Here is a 20,231-nt window from a genome sequence, read left to right as displayed (position 1 = left end):
CGACACGTCAGTGACTCGACGACCCGGGGTGTTCACTCATCGAACGCCCCGGGTCGTCGCTGCGCGCAAGCTGACATCGCGCAGTGGCAGGCGACAGGCAGGCCGGTTTCTGGCCGAAGGTGCGCAGGCGGTCCGTGAGGCGCTGCGGACACCGGAACGAGTGCACGAACTGTTCGTCACCGAGGCTGCGGCGCATCGTCACGCCGAGCTGCTGGAACGCGCCACCGACGCGGGCGTGACGGTGTCCGAGGTCGACACCCGCGCCGCCGGGATGCTGTCCGAGACCGTGACGCCGCAGGGCGTCGTCGCGGTGTGCGAGCTGCTCGAGATCGCGCTGGACGACGCGCTCCGCGGCGCACCGCGACTCGTCGTCGTGCTCGCCGGGATCGCCGACCCCGGCAACGCGGGCACCGTCGTCCGGGTCGCCGACGCGGCGGGAGCGGACGCTGTGATCTTCGCCGCCGACGCCGTCGACGTGCACAACGGCAAGTGCGTCCGGGCCTCGACCGGCAGCGTCTTCCACCTGCCCATCGCGCGGGAGCACGACGTCAACGCGGTGTACGACGCCTGCCGCGCGCACGGCCTGCGGGTCGTCGCCGCCGACGGCTCGGCGTCCGAGGATCTGGACGCCGCCGATCTGGCGGCACCGGCCGCGTGGGTGTTCGGCAACGAGGCGCACGGACTGTCCACCGAGGAAATTTCGGCTGCCGATGGCGCCATACGCGTGCCAATCTACGGGGACGCGGAAAGCCTCAACCTCGCCACGGCGGCCGCCGTCTGTCTCTACGCCAGCGCACGCGCACACCGAGCGGAGTCGTAGGCGGGAGGGCCGGTCGCACTGAGTTACCGGTCATGCGGCACGATCGCAACGGAAGAACTGGGACGCAAGGAGTCGTGAGACAGCGCGATGTCGAAAGCGGACGACACACAGGTGCTGACGCAGGAGGCGCTCAGTGCGGCGGTCGAGGAGGCGACGGCGGCGTTCGCCGCTGCGGCCGACCTCGATCAGCTCGCCGCCGTCAAGCCAGCTCACCTCGGTGACCAGGCCCCTGTGCTGCTGGCGCGACGGCAGATCGGGTCGTTGCCGAAGGACGAGAAGGCTGACGCCGGTAAGCGGGTGAACGAGGCACGCACGGCGATCCAGGCCGCGTTCGACGAGCGCAAGGCGGCGTTGCAGGCAGAGCGCGACGAGCGGGTGCTGCGCGAGGAGGCCGTCGATGTCACGCTGCCGTGGGACCGTGTCCCGCGCGGCGCACGCCACCCGATGACCACGCTGGCCGAGCGGATCTCCGACGTCTTCATCGGCATGGGTTACGAGGTCGCCGAGGGCCCTGAGCTGGAAGCCGAGTGGTTCAACTTCGACGCGCTGAACTTCGGCAAGGACCACCCGGCGCGACAGATGCAGGACACCTTCTACGTCGAGCCGGAGGACTCCCGGCTGGTGCTGCGCACGCACACCTCTCCGGTGCAGGCCCGCACACTGCTGCACCGCGCACCACCGGTCTACGTCGTGTGCCCTGGCCGCACGTACCGCACCGACGAGCTGGACTCCACCCACACCCCGGTGTTCCATCAGGTGGAGGGCCTCGCGGTGGACAAGGGCATCACGATGGCGAACCTCAAAGGCACGCTGGACGCCTTCGCGCGGGCGATGTTCGGCGAGAAGTCCGAGACGCGGCTGCGGCCGCACTTTTTCCCGTTCACCGAGCCGTCCGCCGAGGTCGACGTCTGGTTCGAGGAGAAGAAGGGCGGCCCCGGCTGGGTCGAGTGGGGCGGCTGCGGCATGGTCAATCCGAACGTGCTGCGCGCCTGCGGTGTCGATCCAGAGGTGTACTCCGGGTTCGCGTTCGGCATGGGGCTGGAGCGCACGCTGCAGTTCCGCAACGGGATTCCGGACATGCGCGACATGGTCGAGGGGGACGTGCGGTTCACCATGCCGTTCGGAGTGGAGGCGTCATGAGCGACACTCGCCATTCCGCTCAGGTAAGCCGACCGGGTGCGGGTGTCCCGCAGGATACGGAGGCGTCATGAGGGTTCCCGTTAGCTGGCTGACCGAGCACCTTGAGGTCGGTCCGGACACCGGCCCGGCTGAACTGGTGGACGCGCTGGTCCGCGTCGGCGTCGAGATCGAGGACGTCGACGAGCTGGGCCCGGTCACCGGTCCGCTCGTGGTCGGCAAAGTCGCCGCGATCGAGGAGCTGGCCGAGTTCAAGAAGCCGATTCGCTACTGCCGTGTCGAGGTCGGCGACATCGAGCCGGAGAGCACCGATGGCCAGCAGCCGACCCGGGGCATCGTCTGCGGTGCGACCAACTTCGAGGAAGGCGATCTCGTCGTGGTGGCGCTGCCTGGCGCGGTGCTGCCCGGCGACTTCGCGATCTCCGCGCGCAAGACGTACGGCCACGTCAGCGAGGGCATGATCTGCTCGGCGCGCGAACTGGGCCTTGGTGAGGACCACAGCGGCATCCTGGTGCTGCCGCGCGACAGCGCCAGCCCCGGCGACGATGCCCGCGAAGGTCTCGGCCTCGATGACACGGTGCTGGACCTCGCGCCGACGCCGGACCGCGGCTACGCGCTGTCCGTCCGGGGGCTCGCCCGTGAGCTGTCGTGTGCGCTGAACCTGCCGTTCGCGGATCCCGGTATGCGCGAGTTGGCGGTGACCGACTGCGATACCTGGCCGGTCAGCATCGCTGATCCCGCTGGCTGCGACCGGTTCGTGCTGCGCAGGGTCACCGGGCTGGACGCGTCCGCGCCGACGCCGTGGTGGATGCGGCGCAGGCTGATGCTCGCCGGGATCCGGTCGATTTCGCTCGCGGTCGACGTCACCAACTACGTGATGCTGGAGCTCGGTCAGCCGCTGCACGCGTTCGACACCGGCAGCGTCACGGGCGAGCTGGTGGTGCGGCGCGCGGAGAAGGGCGAGAAGCTGACCACGTTGGACGACGTGGTGCGCGAACTCGACCCCGACGACATGGTGATCAACGACGACTCCGGCGTGATCTCGCTCGCGGGCATCATGGGTGGGGCCAGTACGGAGATCAATCCGGAGAGCACCGATGTGCTGCTTGAGGCCGCGCACTGGGACCCGGCGTCGATCAGTCGCACCGCGCGCAGGCACAAACTGTTCTCCGAGGCGGCGAAGCGGTTCGAGCGCTACGCCGACCCCGCCATGTGCCCGGTGGCGGTCGACATGGCAGCGCGGCTGTTGCGGGACTACGGCTCGGGCACGATCGAGGAAAGCAGGACCGACGAGGGTGGCGTGACGCCGCTGCCCGCGATCGCGATGCCGATCTCGTTGCCTGACCGCACCGCTGGCGTGCGCTACGAGCGCGGCGTGACCGTGCGCAGGCTCACCCAGATCGGCTGCAAGGTTGGCATCGACACCGCGGACGACGGCACCGCGCTGGTGGTGGCCGAGCCACCGAGCTGGCGCGCGGATCTGACTCAGCCCGCGGACTTGGTCGAAGAGGTGCTGCGGCTGGAAGGCTACGACAGCATCCCGTCGACGCTGCCGGTCGCGCCAGCCGGGTCGGGGCTAACTCCGGCGCAGCGCAGGCGCAGGACGGTGTCCCGCGCGCTGGCCGAGGCGGGTTACGTCGAGGTGCTGCCGTTCCCATTCGTGTCCGGCTCGGTGTGGGACGCCTTCGGCCTCGCCGACGCCGACCCGCGCCGCAGGACATCGACGGTGCTCAACCCGCTCGAGGCGGAGAAGAACCAGCTGGCGACGACACTGCTACCAGGCCTGCTGGAGACGATGCAGCGCAATGTCTCGCGTGGCTTCAAGGACCTGTCGCTGTACCACATCGGGCAGGTCGTCCAGCCGAGCGCGGATGCGCCAGCCGTGCCCGATCCGAGCGTCGCGCAGCGGCCATCCGATGAGGAGGTCGCCACGCTGGAAGCGGCCGTGCCGGCCCAACCGCTACACGTCGCTACGGTGCTGACCGGCAAGCGCAGGCGCGCGGGCTGGTGGGGCGCTGGTGAGCAGGCCACCTGGGCGGACGCGATCGAGGCAGCCCGCACGGTCGCCGCCGCATCAGGGGTGGAGTTGACCGTCTCGGCCGCCGACGAGCTGCCCTGGCATCCCGGCCGCTGTGCGCGGCTCGACGTCGGCGAGCAGATCGTCGGGTTCGCCGGTGAGCTGCACCCGAAGGTGATCGAGGCGCTGGACCTGCCGAAGCGCACCGTCGCGATGGAGCTGGCCCTGGACGCGGTGCCGGTGGCCGAGCTGCGGCCGCAGCCGTCGGTGTCGCCGTACCCGCCGGTGCTGCTGGATATCGCCCTGGTGGTGGACGACTCAGTGCCAGCGGCCGACCTGGCCGAGTCGCTGCGACGCGGCGGCGGGGAGTTGCTCGAGGACGTGGCGCTGTTCGATGTCTACACCGGCGAGCAGGTCGGCGAGGGCAAGAAGTCACTGGCGTTCAAGCTGCGGGTGCGCGACCCCGACCGCACTCTGACGGTCGAGGAAGCCACCGAGGTCCGCGACGCGGCGTTGGCCGCGGCCCACGACCGCCACGGCGCGACCCTGCGGACTTGACGCCGTGTCCCCCGTTCCGGACGCCGTGTCCCGCGCTCCCGACGTCGTGTCCGGCACTCCGGACGTTGTGTTCGGCACTCCGGACGTTGTGTTCGGCATTGCCGACGTCGACGGGTTGGTCGCGCCTCACCGGAGCCGCTTCGCGTACCAGTGGTCGGCGTACCACGCGTCGTTGTACGCCTTGATCTCGACAAACCCGCACGAGACGTAGAGCGTGCGGGCTTCCACCAGATCCGCGCGGGTGTCCAACTTCAGCGTGGTCGCCCCGAACTCCCGCGCTGCCTGTTCCGCCGCCGCGACCAACTCTCGTCCGACGCCACGCCCGCGCGCGGCAGGATCGACGTACATCCGCTTCAGTTCGCAGTCGCCGTCGCTGAGGCGACGGACAGCCACGCATCCCACCGGGCCGGACGCGTCGCGGGCGAGCAGAAACACCCCAGTCGGCGGCACCAGGTCGTCGCTCGGGTCTTCGAGCAGCACCTCGTCGACCTCCGCGCTGGTGGCCGCTGACCCCCAGAAGCGGGACGCGACCTCGGCCATGTACGCCCGAAGGATGCGGTAGCCGTCGGGATCGTCGGGCAGGGGAGAGGCGGTCGAGATCGTCAGTCGCGCAGTCGTGTCAGTCACGCACCCGATTGTGTCGATGACGTCCACTGTTTTTCCTGCGTACGGTGAAGTCGTGCCCGACTCGACAGGTGTGGATCTTGAGACTTCGTGGTCGCTATAGCAGCTGTGGTGTGGCGGGACATGTCTGACACGTGTGTCCGGACATGTCTGACAGTACGCTGATCATTTGTGGTTGGGTTGGTTTCTCGCTTCGGCTAGTTGGGGGTGGGGCAGTGGGGAGTTGGGTAGGGCCAGGCGTGGTCGTCGTGGTGGGCCGGGTCGGCTGCCGAGGGGTTGGTAGCGGCGGTTGGGGTCGGCGTCGAGGGCGCGGACGAGGTGGTCGCGGTGGAAGATCGCGACGCGGTTGCCGTCGCGGAATACGGTGAGCTGGGCGTGTTGCCATTGGATGCCGACTTGGGCTTGTTGGTGGCGGCCGATGGCGACCGTGCCGGTCGTGCTGGCTTTGACGTCGCGCACCACTGGTAGTGGGGGCAGAGGTGCGGGTGGGGTGTCGTCGTTGTTGTCGCTGGTGGTGTGGCGTTGGGCGTAGCGTTCGTCGGGGGTGTGTCCGTCGAGGGCTTGGTGGGGTCGGAGCGCGTTGTAGGCGGCGTCGTAGAGGTCGAGTTGCTGCTGTAGTTCGGTCAGGTTGGCCGCGGTGGGGCGGGCACGCAGCCAGCGTTTCAGGGTTTGCCATTCGCGTTCCTTCTTGCCGCAGGTTTGTGGGTGGTGCGGGCTGGCGACCGCGGGGGTGATGGCCAGGGCGCGCAGGTTGGCCTCGAATGCCGCCCACCCGCCACGGTGGCGGGCGGTGAACGCCGCGCCGCCGTCGGAGAGCAGGATCGCCGGGCGTCCGTGGCGGGTCAGCGCGGTGAGCATGCAGCCCCAGGCGTCGGCGGCGTTCTCGCTCACTGCTGCCCTGCTGGCCAGCGTTTTGCGGGAACAGTCGTCGAGCACCCGCAGGATCACCGCGGGAGTGCCGTCGGCCAGGTGCCATTCGGTGCCGTCGATCTGCCAGCAGCCGTTCGGCTCGGCGAACTCGAACCGCCGCCACGACGAGCGGGGCCGTTTCTGCGGCGCCGGGGTGATCTCACCGCGGCGCACCAGCACTCGATGGATCGTGCGCGCCGTGGGCGAGGGGCTGATGCCGCGCCGCAGCAGCCGGTAGCGGATCGAGCGTGCCCCACAGTCCCAGCCCTGCCTGTCGAGTTCGTGGCGCGTGGCCACGATCAACTCCTCCAGCCAGTCCGGGGTCTGGCCCGGCGAGTGGTGTGGGCGCCGCGACCGGGGCAGCACCCCCTCCAGGCCACGGCCGTCGAAGCGGCGTCGATACCGGTAGAACGTGTCCCGCGAGATCCCGAGCTCGGCACACAACGCGGTGACATTGACCCGTTCCTGTCCTGGGCGTCCGGCCAGCGCCACCAACAGCCGGATCTCCATAGCAACCACCTGTTCCGCCATGACCAGCAAGTCTGGCCACAGCACTCAGGTGTCAGCCATGTCCCGACACACCACCGTCCGACATCTCAAGACACACGGCAGTCGCTATAGCAGCCACAACGCCTCAAGATCCACACAGATCGGGGCTCTCATCCGCGCCAAGGTGACATGACGCACCCAAAATCAGTTTGAGTGGCCTTGCATGGTCATGCATACTCATACACATGACGGTCACGGTCGCTGTTGCCGGAGCAAGCGGATACGCCGGGGGCGAGCTGCTGCGCCTGCTGCTCACTCACCCCGAGGTTCGCATCGGCGCGCTCACCGCGGGTGGGAACGCGGGTACCCCACTGGGGCAGCATCACCCGCATCTCACCCCGCTCGCCGATCGCGTGCTCGCTGACACCACCCCGGAGGCCCTGACAGGCCACGACGTGGTGTTCCTCGCGCTGCCGCACGGTCACAGCGCCGAGCTAGCGGGACAGCTCAGCGACGACGTCCTCGTCGTCGACCTCGGCGCCGATCACCGGCTCACTGACGCCGACGCGTGGCAGCGGTGGTATGGCGGCGAGTACGCGGGGGCGTGGCCGTACGGGCTACCCGAGCTGCCGCTGCCGGACGGCCACGCCCAGCGGGCGGCGCTCAGGGACGTGCGGCGGGTCGCTGTGCCCGGCTGTTATCCGACCGGCGGCACACTCGCCGTCGCGCCCGCGCTGCACACCGGGTTGATCGAGCCGGAGATCGCCGTCGTGTCGGTCACCGGCAGCTCCGGGGCGGGCAAGGCTCTCAAACCGCACCTGCTCGGCGCCGAGGTGATGGGCTCGGTCAGCGCCTACGGCGTCGGCGGCGCGCATCGCCACACCCCGGAATTCACCCAGAACCTCAGCTGGGCGGCAGGTCAGCGGGTCTCGGTGTCGTTCACGCCGGTGCTCGCGCCGATGCCGCGCGGCATCCTCACCACCGCGAGCGCGCCGCTGACCGCGGACATCGACGCCGACGCCGTCCGCGCGATCTATGCCAAGACCTACGCCGACGAGCCGTTCGTGCACGTGCTGCCAGAGGGGTCCTGGCCGACGACGGCGGCCACGGTCGGCTCGAACAACGTCGTCATACAGGTCACGGTCGACGCCGATACCCGCAGGCTCGTCGTCATCGCGGCCATCGACAACCTCACCAAGGGCACGGCGGGCGGCGCGGTGCAGTGCATGAACCTCGCGCTCGGCCTGCCGGAAACCGCAGGGCTACCCACGACAGGAGTCGCACCGTGACCGACGTGACCACCACCGTCGAGCCGATCGCCGTGGCCGGCGTGTCCACCGACACCGGCGTCACCGCCCCGGCAGGTTTTCGCGCGTCCGGTATCGCCGCTGGCATCAAGGGCAGCGGCGCGCTGGATCTCGCACTGGTCGTCAACGACGGCCCGAACCAGGACGCCGCTGGCGTGTTCACCCGCAACGTCGTCAAGGCCGCGCCCGTGCTGTGGTCGCAGCAGGTGCTCAAGGAGCGCACTCTCCGCGCGGTCGTACTCAACTCCGGCGGCGCCAACGCCGCCACCGGCCCCGAGGGCTTCCAGGACACCCACGCCACTGCCGAGAAGGTCGCCGAGGTGCTGACCAGCGGTGATCAGGAGGTAGGCGCGATCGAGGTCGCCGTGTGCTCCACCGGCCTGATCGGGGAGCGGCTGCCGATGGACGCTCTGTTGCCCGGGGTCGACACGGCCACATCGGCGCTGTCGACCGCCACGGAGTCCGCGCTGCAGGCCGCCACCGCCGTCATGACGACCGACAGCAAACCGAAGCAGGCCAGCGTCAGCCATCCGCACGGGTGGAGCATCGGCGGTTTCGCCAAGGGAGCCGGGATGCTCGCGCCCAACATGGCCACCATGCTCTCGGTGATCACCACCGATGCCGCGCTGAGCGGCGAGGCGCTCGACACCGCGCTGCGGGCGGCGACCAAGGCGACGTTCGAACGGCTCGACGTCGACGGCGGCACCTCAACCAACGACACTGTGCTGCTGCTCGCTTCCGGTGCCAGCGGAGTCACACCCTCGCTGGATGAGTTCATCAGCGCGCTCACCGACGTCTCGCTGAGCCTGGTGCGGCAGTTGCAGGCCGACGCAGAGGGCGTCACCAAGCTGGTCGACATCACCGTGACTGGTGCGGAGAGTGAGGGCGATGCCGTCAGGGTCGGACGCACCGTCGCGGAGGACAACCTGGTCAAGACCGCGTTGTTCGGCTCAGACCCCAACTGGGGCCGGATCGCGATGGCCGTGGGCCGCAGCGACGCTCAGATCGACCCGGCCATGCTGTCGATCAGAATCAACGGCGTGTCGCTACTGACCGACGGCGTCCCGGCGCAGGATCGGTCCACTGTGGACCTCAGCGGTGCGCACGTCGAGATCCAGATCACGGTCGGCGGCGGGGAACACGCGGCCACGATCTACACCACCGATCTCTCCCACGGCTACGTCGAAGAGAACAGCGCGTACTCGTCATGACCCCTAGCGAACAGACCATTTCCGCCGACTCGCGGCTGGCGACAGCGGGGCAGAAGGCCGAGGTGCTGATCGAGGCGCTGCCATGGTTGCAGCGGTTCCACGGCGCCACCATCGTGATCAAGTACGGCGGCAACGCCATGGTCGACGACGAGCTCAAGCAGGCGTTCGCGCAGGACATGGTGTTTCTGCGGCTCGCGGGCATCCGGCCGGTCGTCGTGCACGGCGGCGGGCCGCAGATCTCGGCGATGCTGGACCGGCTCGGCATCGACGGCGAGTTCACCGGCGGGCTGCGTGTCACGACTCCCGAGACGATGGACGTCGTTCGCATGGTGCTCACCGGTCAGGTCAGCCGCGAGCTGGTTGGGCTGATCAACGCGAACGGGCCGTATGCCGTCGGCATCTCCGGCGAGGACGCGCACCTGTTCACCGCGATGCGCAAACAGGCCACTGTGGACGGTGAGTTGGTCGACATCGGACTCGTCGGCGAGGTCAGCAGCGTGAACCCGGACGCCGTACTGGACATCGTCAACGCGGGCCGCATCCCTGTGGTGTCGACCGTCGCCCCGGACGCTGGCGGCGTGGTGCACAACGTCAACGCCGACACCGCCGCCGGTGCGCTCGCGGCGGCGCTTGGCGCGGAGAAGCTGGTCGTGCTCACCGATGTGGAGGGCCTCTACGCCAACTGGCCCGACCGGTCGTCGCTGATCGACAAGGTGCGCGTTGATCGGCTTGAAGAGATGTTGCCCAGCCTGGCCAGCGGCATGATTCCGAAGATGGAAGCCTGCGTGCGGGCGGTACGCGGCGGCGTCGGCAGCGCGCACGTGATCGACGGCAGGCTGGCGCACTCGGTGTTGCTGGAAGTGTTCACCTCGAGCGGAGTCGGCACCATGGTGCTGCCGGAACAGGAGCAGGCATGACCGCGCAGCAGCGGTGGCAGGCCGCGATGATGGACAACTACGGGACGCCCGCGCTGGAGCTGGTGCGGGGTGACGGTGCCACCGTCTTTGATGCCGACGGGAACGCCTATCTGGATCTGGTCGGCGGCATCGCGGTGAACGCGCTCGGCCACGCCCACCCCGCCGTGGTCGAGGCCGTCTCGGAGCAGGTCGCCACGCTCGGGCACACCTCGAACCTCTACATCAACCCGGTCGCGCTGTCGCTCGCCGAGACGCTGCTCGACATCGCGGGGCTCAGCGGCAAGGTGTTGTTCTGCAACTCGGGTGCGGAAGCCGTCGAAGCCGCGATCAAGATCACCCGGCTGACCGGCAAGTCGAAGCTCGTGGCCTGTGATGGCGGCTTCCACGGCCGCACCATGGGTGCGCTGAGCGTCACGGGACAGCCGTCCAAGCGAGAGCCGTTCGAACCGCTGCTGCCTGGCGTCACGCACGTGCCGTTCGGTGACACGGCCGCGCTGGAGTCCGCTGTGGACGGTGACACCGCTGCCGTGTTCGTCGAGCCGGTGCTTGGCGAGGGCGGCGTGGTGCCAGCGCCGGACGGGTTCCTGCGGGCCGCGCGAGAGATCGCGACGGCGGCGGGTGCGTTGCTGGTGCTCGACGAGGTGCAGACTGGCATCGGCAGGCTCGGCAGCTGGTTCGCGTTCCAGCAGGCAGGCGTGACGCCGGACGTCATCACGCTCGCCAAGGGCCTCGGCGGTGGGCTGCCGCTTGGCGCGGTGATCGGCATCGGCCAGACGGGAGAACTGCTCAAGCCCGGTCAGCACGGCACGACGTTCGGCGGCAACCCGATCGCGTGCGCGGCAGGGCATGCGGTGATCCGCACCATCCGGGAGCAGGGCCTGCTGGACCACGTCGAGACGCTGGGCAAGGATCTCGCCGCGGGAGTGCGGAAGCTAGATCACCCGCTGGTGTCCGAGGTCAGGGGCGCTGGGCTGCTGCAGGGCATCGGCCTGACCAAGCCGGTCGCGCCCACCGTAGCCACCGCGGCGCAGCGCGCGGGCTACCTCATCAACCCGGTGCAGCCGGACGTGATCCGCCTCGCTCCGCCGCTGATCATCACCGAGCGGCAGGTCGCGGACTTCCTCGCCGCGCTGCCCGCCGCACTCGACGTCGGACTTGACGCCGGACAGGAGAGCTAACATGCCACGCCATTTCCTGCGGGACGACGACCTGAGCCCCGCCGAACAGGCCGAGGTGCTCGACCTCGCCGACGACCTCAAGGCGGACCCGCTCGGCACCCGCACGCTCGAAGGGCCCCGCGCGGTCGCGGTGATCTTCGAGAAGAACTCCACCCGCACCCGATTCTCGTTCGAGGTCGGCATCGCGCAGCTCGGTGGGCACGCCGTGGTCGTCGACGGCCGCGCGATGCAGCTTGGCCGCGAGGAAACCATCGAGGACACCGCGCGAGTGCTGTCGCGTTACGTCGACGGCGTGGTGTGGCGGACATTCGCGCAGGAGCGCATGAACCACTTCGCCAACGCGGCGACCGTCCCGGTGGTCAACGCGCTCACCGACGAGTTCCACCCCTGCCAGGTGCTCGCGGACCTGCAGACCATCCGGGAACGCAAGGGCACCCTGTCGGGGCAGACACTGACCTACCTTGGCGACGGTGCCAACAACATGGCGCACTCGCTGCTGCTCGGCGGTGTCACCGCGGGTCTGCATGTGCGGATCGCCGCCCCGGAGGGCTTCCACCCGCTGCCGTGGGTGCAGGAGCTGGTGCGAGCACGGGCGGCGGAGACCGGCGGCTCGGTGGGCGTGTTCACCGACCCCGTCGCCGCTGTAGACGGCGCGGACGTCGTGACCACCGACTCGTGGACGTCGATGGGGCAGGAGACCGACGGTAAGGACAGGGTGGGGCCGTTCCGGCCGTTCCAGGTCAACACCGAGCTGCTGGCCAAGACCGGCAAGGACGACACCATCGTGCTGCACGACCTGCCCGCGCACCGTGGGTGGGAGATCACCGATGAGGTGATCGACGGCCCCGCCAGTGCGGTGTGGGACGAAGCCGAGAACCGGCTGCACGCCCAGAAGGCGCTGCTGGTGTGGTTGATGAGGCGATGACCAGAGCAGGGCGGCAGGCACGGATCATCGAGCTGGTCTCGACGTCGGGCATCCGGAGTCAGACCGAGCTCGCGAAGATCCTCGCGGCGGACGGCATCGAGGTCACGCAGGCGACGTTGTCGCGGGACCTCGACGAACTCGGCGCGGTGAAGCTGCGCGCGGCGGACGGCGGCGCGCCGGTGTATGTCATCCCCGAGGACGGCAGTCCGGTCAAGGGCGTCCAGGGCGGGACGTCGCGGCTGTCCCGGCTGCTGGGCGAGCTGCTGGTGTCGGCGGAAGGTTCGGCCAACATCACCGTGATCCGCACTCCGCCCGGCGCGGCGCAGTTCCTGGCGAGCGCGATCGACCGGGCCGCGCTCGGCGAGGTGCTCGGCACCATCGCGGGCGACGACACCGTCATGGTGATCGCCCGCGACCCAGCCGGTGGCGACGCACTGGCCAGCCAACTCACCGCATTGGCCGATGGGGCGGGCGGCGGGAACCACCGCGGCCACCCCCACGACGACTGACCCTCAAGCGAAGGAAGAGAACATTGAGCAAGGTTTTGATGTCCCTGCCCAAGGGAGAGCGCGTCGGCATCGCCTTCTCCGGCGGGCTCGACACCTCCGTGGCCGCGGCCTGGATGCGCGAGAAGGGCGCGATTCCGTGCGCCTACACCGCCGACATCGGGCAGTACGACGAATCCGACATCGACGGCGTGCCCGGCCGCGCGAAGGAGTACGGCGCGGAGATCGCCCGGATGGTGGACTGCAAGCAGCAGCTCGTCGAGGAAGGCCTTGCCGCTCTGGCCTGCGGCGCGTTCCACCTTCGTTCCGGCGGTCGCGCCTACTTCAACACCACCCCGATCGGCAGGGCCGTCACCGGCACGATGCTGGTCCGCGCCATGCATTCCGACGGCGTTGATATCTGGGGCGACGGCTCGACGTTCAAGGGCAACGACATCGAGCGGTTCTACCGCTATGGGCTGCTGGCCAACCCCGAGCTGCGCATCTACAAGCCGTGGCTTGACCCGGACTTCGTGCGCGAACTCGGCGGCCGGCAGGAGATGAGCGAGTGGCTGACCGAGCACAACCTGCCCTACCGTGACCCGGCGGAGAAGGCGTACTCCACCGACGCCAACATCTGGGGCGCCACGCACGAGGCCAAGACCCTCGAACACCTCGACGTCTCGCTGGAGACGGTCGAGCCGATTATGGGGGTGCGGTTCTGGGATCCCGCGGTGGAGATCGAGCCAGAGGACGTCACCGTGCGGTTCGAGGCGGGCCGCCCGGTCGCGATCAACGGGAAGCGCTACGACGACCCGGTCGCCCTCGTGATGGAGGCCAACGCCATCGGCGGTCGCCACGGACTCGGCATGTCCGACCAAATCGAGAACCGGATCATCGAGGCCAAGTCGCGCGGTATCTACGAGGCGCCAGGCATGGCGCTGCTCTGGATCGTCTACGAGCGGCTGCTCAACGCGATCCACAACGAGGACACCATCGCCAACTACCACTCCGAGGGACGCAAGCTCGGACGGCTGCTCTACGAAGGCCGCTGGCTGGACCCGCAGTCGCTGATGATGCGGGAGGCGATTCAGCGGTGGATCGCCTCGCTGGTCACAGGCGAGGTGACGCTGCGACTGCGGCGCGGCGAGGACTACACGATCCTGAACACCGAAGGCACGAACTTCTCTTACGCCCCGGAGAAGCTGTCGATGGAGCGGGTCGCCAACGCCGCGTTCGGTCCGACCGACCGGATCGGACAGCTGACGATGCGCAACCTCGACATCGCCGACTCGCGCCATAAGCTCGAGTTCTACGCCGAACAGCCGCTCGACCAGGGCCAGGTCCTCGTCGAGAACGGCACGCTGTTCGGGGAGCTGCCAGCAGGGGGCGCGGACCGGATCACGGCCAATCCGGAGGCATCGCGCGACGCGCAGACGTCCCTCGACGAGGCCGCGATGGAGTTCGGGACCGACTGATGGCTGACGACGTGAAGCTGTGGGGTGGCCGGTTCGCCAGCGGGCCCGCCGAGGCGATGGCGAAGCTCAGCGCCTCGACGCACTTTGACTGGCGACTGGCGCCCTATGACATCGCGGGCTCGCGTGCGCACGCCCGCGTGCTGCACTCGGCCGACCTGCTCACCGCCGATGAGCTGGAGCGGATGCTGGCAGCGCTGGACACGCTGGAGGCCGACGTCGCCTCAGGGGAGTTCACGCCGACCATCGCCGACGAGGACGTCCACACCGCGCTGGAACGTGGCCTGCTGGAGCGGGCGGGTGCCGACCTGGGTGGCAAGCTGCGCGCCGGACGGTCTCGGAACGACCAGGTCGCGACGCAGTTTCGGATGTGGCTGCGGGATGCCGCGCGCCGGGTCACCGCGGGCACGCTCGACGTCGTCGATGCGCTTGTCGCGCAGGCCAAGGCGCATCCGGATGCCGTGATGCCGGGCCGTACACACCTGCAACATGCTCAGCCCGTGCTCCTCGCGCACCACCTGCTCGCCCACGCGCAGTCGTTGCTGCGGGACGTGAGCAGGCTGCGTGACTGGGACGCCCGCACCGACGAGTCGCCGTACGGCTCCGGGGCGTTGGCCGGGTCGTCGTTGGGGCTCGATCCGGAGGCGGTGGCCGCCGACCTGGGCTTCGGCGCGGCGGTGGAGAACTCCATCGACGGCACCGCATCGCGGGACTTCGCGGCGGAGTTCGCGTTCGCGGTGGCGATGCTCGGCGTGAACCTGTCGCGGATCGCCGAAGAGGTGATCATCTGGAACACCGCCGAGTTCGGCTACGTGACACTGGATGACGCCTGGGCCACCGGCAGTTCGATCATGCCGCAGAAGAAGAACCCTGACGTCGCGGAGCTGACGCGGGGCAAGTCCGGGAAGCTGATCGGCAACCTCACCGGGCTGCTGGCGACGTTGAAGGCGCAGCCGCTGGCGTACAACCGGGACCTGCAAGAGGACAAGGAGCCGGTGTTCGACTCGGTGGCGCACCTTGAGCTGCTGCTGCCCGCGATCGCCGGGATGGTCGGCACCCTGACGTTCCACACCGAGCGGATGGCCGAGCTGGCGCCAGCCGGGTTCACCCTGGCGACGGACATCGCGGAGTGGCTGGTGCGCCAAGGCGTGCCGTTCCGGGTGGCGCACGAGGCGTCGGGGGAGTGCGTCCGGGTGGCGGAGTCCCGCGACGTCGGTCTCGATGAGCTGACCGACGACGAGTTGGCGGCGATCAACCTGGCGTTGACGCCCGCGGTGCGCGAGGTGCTGACGGTGGCGGGGTCGATCGCGTCCCGCGACGCCCACGGCGGCACCGCCCCGGCACGGGTCGCGGAGCAGCTCGGCCGCGTGGAGAAGCGCGTGGCCGACGCCCGGGCCTGGAGCGGCGAGTAGGGACGGCTGGCTTCGGACGGCGCGGCGCACTGGCCGGGCACGTTGGACCGCACGACGGCGGAGTTGATCTACTTACCCTGCCCTGCAACCACACCGTGTCCGGTTTGTCCAGCTTAGGTGGTCATAGCGCAGGGTAAGTAGATCGACTGCCAAGAGAACGTGGATCCCCGCAGACGACGCGACGGGTGCGCACGCCAGCACGGCGACGACGTACCCTCGCCAGGTGTCGCCACACCGTGATGTCACCACCGCCCTGATGCCGCGCGCCGAGCTGGCGATCGACCCGGTCGACGCCGCCGCGCGCCTGCTCGGCTGCACCCTGGAGGCCACGACGTCCGAGGGCACGGTGTCCGCCCGGATCGTGGAAGTCGAGGCGTACCGGGGGCTCGATGATCCGGCGTCGCACTCCTACCGAGGCCGGACCGCGCGCAACGACGTCATGTGGGGACCGGCGGGTCACCTGTACGTGTACTTCGTCTACGGGATGCACTTCTGCGCCAACGTCGTGTGCCTGACCGACGGCGTGCCCGGCGCGGTCCTGCTGCGGGCGGGCGAGATCACGTCGGGTGTTGAGCTGGCGCAGCAGCGCAGGCGCGCCGCGCGCAACCACCACGATCTCGCGCGCGGACCCGCTCGGCTGGCCTCGGCGTTGGGGCTCGTCCGCGAGCACAACGGCGTCGACCTCACCGATGCCGAGTCGTCCGTGCGGCTCTACGAGGCGGCCCCGGTGGTGGACGAACGCATCCGCAGCGGGCCACGGGTCGGCGTCGCGGCGGCGAAGGAGACGCCATGGCGCTTCTGGCTCCCGGACTCCCGTGCGGTCTCGACCTACCGCCGCCACGAAAAGCGCCCCCGGCCCTAACCCGCGAGTCCCACCTTGTTGCGCGTGAGTGTCACCGTAATCGCCGCGAGTTGCACCTTAATTCGCGCGAGTCGCATCGTCCGCGCCCACGGCCTGCTTCCTTAAGCACCCCGATCGGACGCCGCCGTCTAGCACGTCGAGGTCGCTGAACACCTGGTCAACCCCTCCTGGGAAGATGGACGTCGTGAGTGAGCACATCCTTGACGAGCTGTCCTGGCGCGGCCTGATCGCGCAGTCCACCGACCTCGACGCCCTGCGCAAAGATCTCGACGCGGGCACGCTCACCCTCTATGCCGGCTTCGACCCCACTGCGGACAGTCTGCACGCCGGGAACCTCGTGCAGCTGCTGACATTGTCGCGGTTCCAGCGCGCGGGGCACCGTCCGGTGGTGCTCGCTGGTGGCGCGACCGGTCAGATCGGTGATCCGCGCGACGTCGGCGAGCGGAGCTTGGTCAGCCGCGAGGTCATCGCACAGCGGCTGGAGCGCATCGGCGTCCAGCTGGCGAAGTTCGTCGACTTCGGCGACAAGGCTGACCCGGTGACCGCCGCCATCATGGAAAACAACATGAACTGGTTCGCCGACGTCTCCGCGTTGGACTTCCTGCGCGACGTCGGCAAGCACTTCTCCATCAACGTCATGCTCGCTCGAGAGACCGTGCGCAGGCGGCTCGAGGGCGAAGGCATGTCCTACACCGAGTTCAGCTACCTGCTGCTGCAGTCGTACGACTACCTGCAGCTGCACCGCAAGTATGGCACCGCACTGCAGATCGGTGGCTCCGATCAGTGGGGCAACATCATCGGCGGCGTCGACTACATCCGTAAGGTCGACGGCGCGAGCGTTCACGCGCTGACGACGCCGCTGGTGACCGATGCCGACGGCCGCAAGTTCGGCAAGTCGACCGGCGGTGGCAGCGTGTGGCTCGATCCGGAGTTGACGACTCCGTACGCGTGGTACCAGTACTTCGTCAACGTCGCCGATGCCGACGTGGTGCGCTTCCTGAAGATGTTCACCTTCCTCGACCGCGAGGAGATCGCCGAGCTGGCGCAGCTCACCGAGGAGAAGCCGTTTCTGCGGGCGGGACAGCGCAAGCTGGCCGAGGAGCTGACCACCCTGGTGCACGGCAAGGAGCAGACTGAGCAGGTCATCGCGGCCAGCCAGGCGTTGTTCGGCAAGGGTGAGCTCGGCGCGCTCGACTCATCGACGCTGGATGCGGCGATGGCGGAGGTGCCGACCGGCGAGGTCGCGCTCGGCGACGGCCCCACGATCATCGACCTGCTGCTCGCTGCCGACCTCGTGGAGAGCAAGGGCGCCGCACGTCGCGTGATCAAGGAAGGCGGCGCGTACGTCAACAACGCCAAGGTCACCGACGACACCTGGCAGCCGTCTCGCGACGATTTGCTGCATGACCGCTGGCTCGTCGTCCGGCGTGGCAAGCGCAACCTCGGCGGCGTGCGGATCGCGTGACCACCTGCCGCCGGGTGCGAACGAGCACGCACACGGCGGCATCGGCCCCCGGGTATCCGGGCGAATGTGCGAACTGAGTGACGCAAGGGGTTTCAGGTCAAGCTACCTCTGGGTAACCTTTGTCACAGAGCACGACTCACCCGGTCCGTCGATGAGGAGGGCCCCATGGTCGAGCAGCAGGTCAAAGTCACCGAACAGGAAGCGCGACAGTTCGCCGAGGAGGCCAGGGAGACTGGCTGGGCGAAACCGTCGTTCGCCAAGGAGCTCTACCTGGGGCATTTCCGCCTCGATCTGGTGCATCCGCACCCCAGACCCGATCCGGAGGATGACGACCGCGCGCGCTCGTTCCTCGCCGACCTGCGGCGTTACTGCGAGACGCTGGACGGCGCGCTGATCGAACGCGAGGCCAAGATCCCGGATGACTACGTCAAGGGCCTCGCCGAACTCGGCTGCTTCGGCATCAAGATCCCGCGGGCCTATGGCGGTCTCGGACTGACGCAGGTCGCCTACAACGAGGCGCTGGTGCTGGTCGGCTCCGTGCACCCGACGCTGGGCGTGCTGCTGTCGGCGCACCAGTCGATCGGGGTTCCCGAGCCGCTCAAGCTCGCCGGATCCGAGGAGCAGAAGCAGCGCTTCCTGCCGCGCTGCGCGAAGGGCGCGGTCAGCGCGTTCCTGCTCACCGAGCCGGACGTCGGTTCCGACCCCGCTCGGCTCGCCACCACCGCGACGCCGACCGAGGACGGCGAGGCGTACGAGATCAACGGCGTCAAGCTGTGGACGACGAACGGCGTCGTGGCCGAGTTGCTGGTGGTCGCTGCCCGGGTGCCGCGGAGCGAGGGACATCCCGGCGGCGTCACCGCGTTCGTTGTCGAGGCCGACTCCCCCGGTATCACGGTGGAGAACCGCAACCAGTTCATGGGCCTGCGCGGCATCGAGAACGGCGTCACCCGATTCCATGACGTCCGGGTTCCCAAGGAGAACGTGATCGGGGGCGAGGGGAAGGGCCTCAAGGTCGTCCTCGGCACGCTCAACACCGGACGGCTGTCCGTGCCAGCCGCTTGCGCCGCCTCCGCCAAGTGGTGCCTCAAGATCGCTCGCGAGTGGTCCAACGAGCGGGTGCAGTGGGGCAAGCCAGTCGGCAAGCATGAGGCCGTTGCCCAGAAGCTCTCGTTCATGGCCGCGACGACCTATGCACTGGAGAGCATCCTGGAGCTCTCCGGGCACATGGCCGACCAAGGCCGCAACGACATTCGCATCGAGGCGGCCCTCGCGAAGCTCTACGCCAGCGAGATGGCCTACAAGATCGCGGACGAGTTGGTGCAGATCAGGGGCGGCCGTGGCTATGAGACGGCCGAGTCGCTGGCAGCACGTGGCGAACGTGCTGTGCCCGCTGAGCAGATCCTGCGGGACTTGCGCATCAACCGGATCTTCGAGGGCTCATCAGAGATCATGCACCTGATGATCGCGCGCGAGGCGGTCGACGCTCACCTGCAGGCGGCGGGCGATCTCGCTGACCCCGAGGCGGACACCCGTCGCAAGGCGCGGGCCGCGGCCAAAGCGAGCGGCTTCTACGCGACGTGGCTGCCGAAGCTCGTCGCGGGCAAGGGACAGGTGCCGACGTCGTACAGCGAGTTCGGCACGCTCGCCAAGCACTTGCGGTTCGTCGAACGCGCCGCGCGCAAGCTGGCCCGCAGCACGTTCTATGGCATGGCGCGCTGGCAGGCGGGGCTGGAGAAGAAGCAGGTGTTCCTCGGCCGGATCGTCACCATCGGCACCGAACTGTTCGCGATGTCGGCGGCGTGCGTGCGCGCGGAGATGCAGCGTTCCGACGATCCCGATGCCGGCGCGAAGGCGTACGAGCTCGCCGACGCCTTCTGCCGTCAGGCGCGGCAGCGGGTGGATCAGTTCTTCCACGACTTGTGGGACAACACCGACGACACTGACGTCCGGATCGCGAAGGCGACGCTGCGGGGCGACTACATCTGGCTTGAAGCGGGCGTGCTCGACCCGAGCGAGGGGACGGGGCCGTGGATCACGTCGTGGGAGCCGGGTCCGTCGGCGGCAGAGAACCTCGCTCGACGGTTCTTACCGAACACCCGCTGACACCAGCCTGCTGCCTTCGCGAGGGCGCCTTCGGGCCCCTCGCGAAGGCACACCGCGTTGACCTGCGATTTCTAAGAAACGGACCCCCCTGTTTTTCGGGGGTTCGGCGTCGTGTAATGTTTATTCACGTCAGAGGGAAACGGGCGCAACGCCGAAGAGCGAAGCGAACGGATACCGGACAGAGGGGCCTCGAACCAAGCTCCCACCTTGGGTGGTAGAGTGGGAGGCGCCAAACAAACGGAGAAAAACAAACCTCCTGATTAGCAGTCGAAATGACTGCCTTTCAGAGGCGTGTTGTTTGAGAACTCAACAGTGTGCTTTGTTTACTAAGCCAGTA

At 68.8% G+C, this 20,231-nt stretch carries 16 protein-coding genes; 14 read left to right on the top strand and 2 right to left on the bottom strand.

Annotated elements, in window-relative coordinates:
* Positions 1–10: 10 nt before the first annotated feature.
* From AMYHA_RS16030 to pheT, 3 genes are all read left to right on the top strand, one after another.
* Positions 11–820 carry a TrmH family RNA methyltransferase gene (locus AMYHA_RS16030; RefSeq protein WP_231104781.1) on the top strand — a complete coding sequence of 270 codons (810 nt, stop codon included), beginning with the start codon at positions 11–13 and terminating at the stop codon, positions 818–820.
* Positions 821–907: 87 nt separating this feature from the next.
* A complete protein-coding gene (pheS, locus tag AMYHA_RS16025; protein ID WP_034272181.1) occupies positions 908–1,960 on the top strand; it encodes a phenylalanine--tRNA ligase subunit alpha in 1,053 nt (350 codons plus the stop codon).
* Positions 1,961–2,027: 67 nt separating this feature from the next.
* The gene (gene pheT, locus AMYHA_RS16020) at positions 2,028–4,532 is read left to right on the top strand and encodes a phenylalanine--tRNA ligase subunit beta (protein WP_034272179.1); all 2,505 of its coding nucleotides are present in this window, start codon (positions 2,028–2,030) and stop codon (positions 4,530–4,532) included.
* Positions 4,533–4,658: 126 nt separating this feature from the next.
* Here the strand turns inward: pheT and AMYHA_RS16015 are convergent, their stop codons facing one another.
* Both AMYHA_RS16015 and AMYHA_RS16010 read right to left on the bottom strand, forming a co-directional pair.
* Positions 4,659–5,159, bottom strand: coding sequence for a GNAT family N-acetyltransferase (locus AMYHA_RS16015; RefSeq protein WP_231104780.1), 501 nt, complete (start codon positions 5,157–5,159; stop codon positions 4,659–4,661).
* A 162-nt stretch (positions 5,160–5,321) separates the two neighbouring features.
* The gene (locus AMYHA_RS16010) at positions 5,322–6,596 is read right to left on the bottom strand and encodes a DDE-type integrase/transposase/recombinase (protein WP_157361786.1); all 1,275 of its coding nucleotides are present in this window, start codon (positions 6,594–6,596) and stop codon (positions 5,322–5,324) included.
* A gap of 203 nt (positions 6,597–6,799) precedes the next feature.
* Between AMYHA_RS16010 and argC the strand changes: the two genes are divergently transcribed.
* From argC to AMYHA_RS15955, 11 genes are all read left to right on the top strand, one after another.
* The gene (gene argC / locus AMYHA_RS16005) at positions 6,800–7,843 is read left to right on the top strand and encodes an N-acetyl-gamma-glutamyl-phosphate reductase (protein WP_034272177.1); all 1,044 of its coding nucleotides are present in this window, start codon (positions 6,800–6,802) and stop codon (positions 7,841–7,843) included.
* A gap of 5 nt (positions 7,844–7,848) precedes the next feature.
* A complete protein-coding gene (argJ, locus tag AMYHA_RS16000) occupies positions 7,849–9,072 on the top strand; it encodes a bifunctional glutamate N-acetyltransferase/amino-acid acetyltransferase ArgJ (RefSeq protein WP_231104958.1) in 1,224 nt (407 codons plus the stop codon).
* Positions 9,069–9,989 (top strand): acetylglutamate kinase, encoded by a 921-nt coding sequence (gene argB, locus AMYHA_RS15995; RefSeq protein ID WP_034272175.1) that lies wholly within the window; start codon positions 9,069–9,071, stop codon positions 9,987–9,989. The genes argJ and argB overlap by 4 nt, the downstream gene beginning before the upstream one ends.
* Positions 9,986–11,167: an acetylornithine transaminase gene (locus AMYHA_RS15990; RefSeq protein WP_034272173.1), complete on the top strand. Its 1,182-nt coding sequence runs from the start codon at positions 9,986–9,988 to the stop codon at positions 11,165–11,167. Before argB ends, AMYHA_RS15990 begins: the two co-directional genes overlap by 4 nt.
* Position 11,168: 1 nt before the next feature.
* Entirely contained in the window at positions 11,169–12,092 is a 924-nt protein-coding gene (argF, locus tag AMYHA_RS15985) for an ornithine carbamoyltransferase (RefSeq protein WP_034272171.1), read from the top strand.
* Positions 12,089–12,601, top strand: a complete 513-nt coding sequence (locus tag AMYHA_RS15980) for an arginine repressor (RefSeq protein ID WP_034272168.1) — start codon at positions 12,089–12,091, stop codon at positions 12,599–12,601. Before argF ends, AMYHA_RS15980 begins: the two co-directional genes overlap by 4 nt.
* A 23-nt stretch (positions 12,602–12,624) precedes the next feature.
* Positions 12,625–14,055 (top strand): argininosuccinate synthase, encoded by a 1,431-nt coding sequence (gene argG / locus AMYHA_RS15975; RefSeq protein WP_034272166.1) that lies wholly within the window; start codon positions 12,625–12,627, stop codon positions 14,053–14,055.
* Positions 14,055–15,464: an argininosuccinate lyase gene (gene argH, locus AMYHA_RS15970; RefSeq protein ID WP_034272164.1), complete on the top strand. Its 1,410-nt coding sequence runs from the start codon at positions 14,055–14,057 to the stop codon at positions 15,462–15,464. Before argG ends, argH begins: the two co-directional genes overlap by 1 nt.
* Positions 15,465–15,720: 256 nt before the next feature.
* Complete coding sequence (locus tag AMYHA_RS15965) at positions 15,721–16,326, top strand: DNA-3-methyladenine glycosylase (RefSeq protein ID WP_034277504.1); 606 nt, start codon at positions 15,721–15,723, stop codon at positions 16,324–16,326.
* Positions 16,327–16,510: 184 nt separating this feature from the next.
* Positions 16,511–17,791: a tyrosine--tRNA ligase gene (gene tyrS, locus AMYHA_RS15960; protein ID WP_034277502.1), complete on the top strand. Its 1,281-nt coding sequence runs from the start codon at positions 16,511–16,513 to the stop codon at positions 17,789–17,791.
* A 165-nt stretch (positions 17,792–17,956) separates the two neighbouring features.
* A complete protein-coding gene (locus AMYHA_RS15955; protein ID WP_034272162.1) occupies positions 17,957–19,894 on the top strand; it encodes an acyl-CoA dehydrogenase family protein in 1,938 nt (645 codons plus the stop codon).
* The last annotated feature ends 337 nt before the right edge of the window (positions 19,895–20,231 follow it).

Source organism: Haloechinothrix halophila YIM 93223, from assembly GCF_000504245.1.
Classification (GTDB): Bacteria; Actinomycetota; Actinomycetes; order Mycobacteriales; family Pseudonocardiaceae; genus Haloechinothrix_A; species Haloechinothrix_A halophila.
This window is presented reverse-complemented; position numbering and strand designations above follow the sequence as displayed.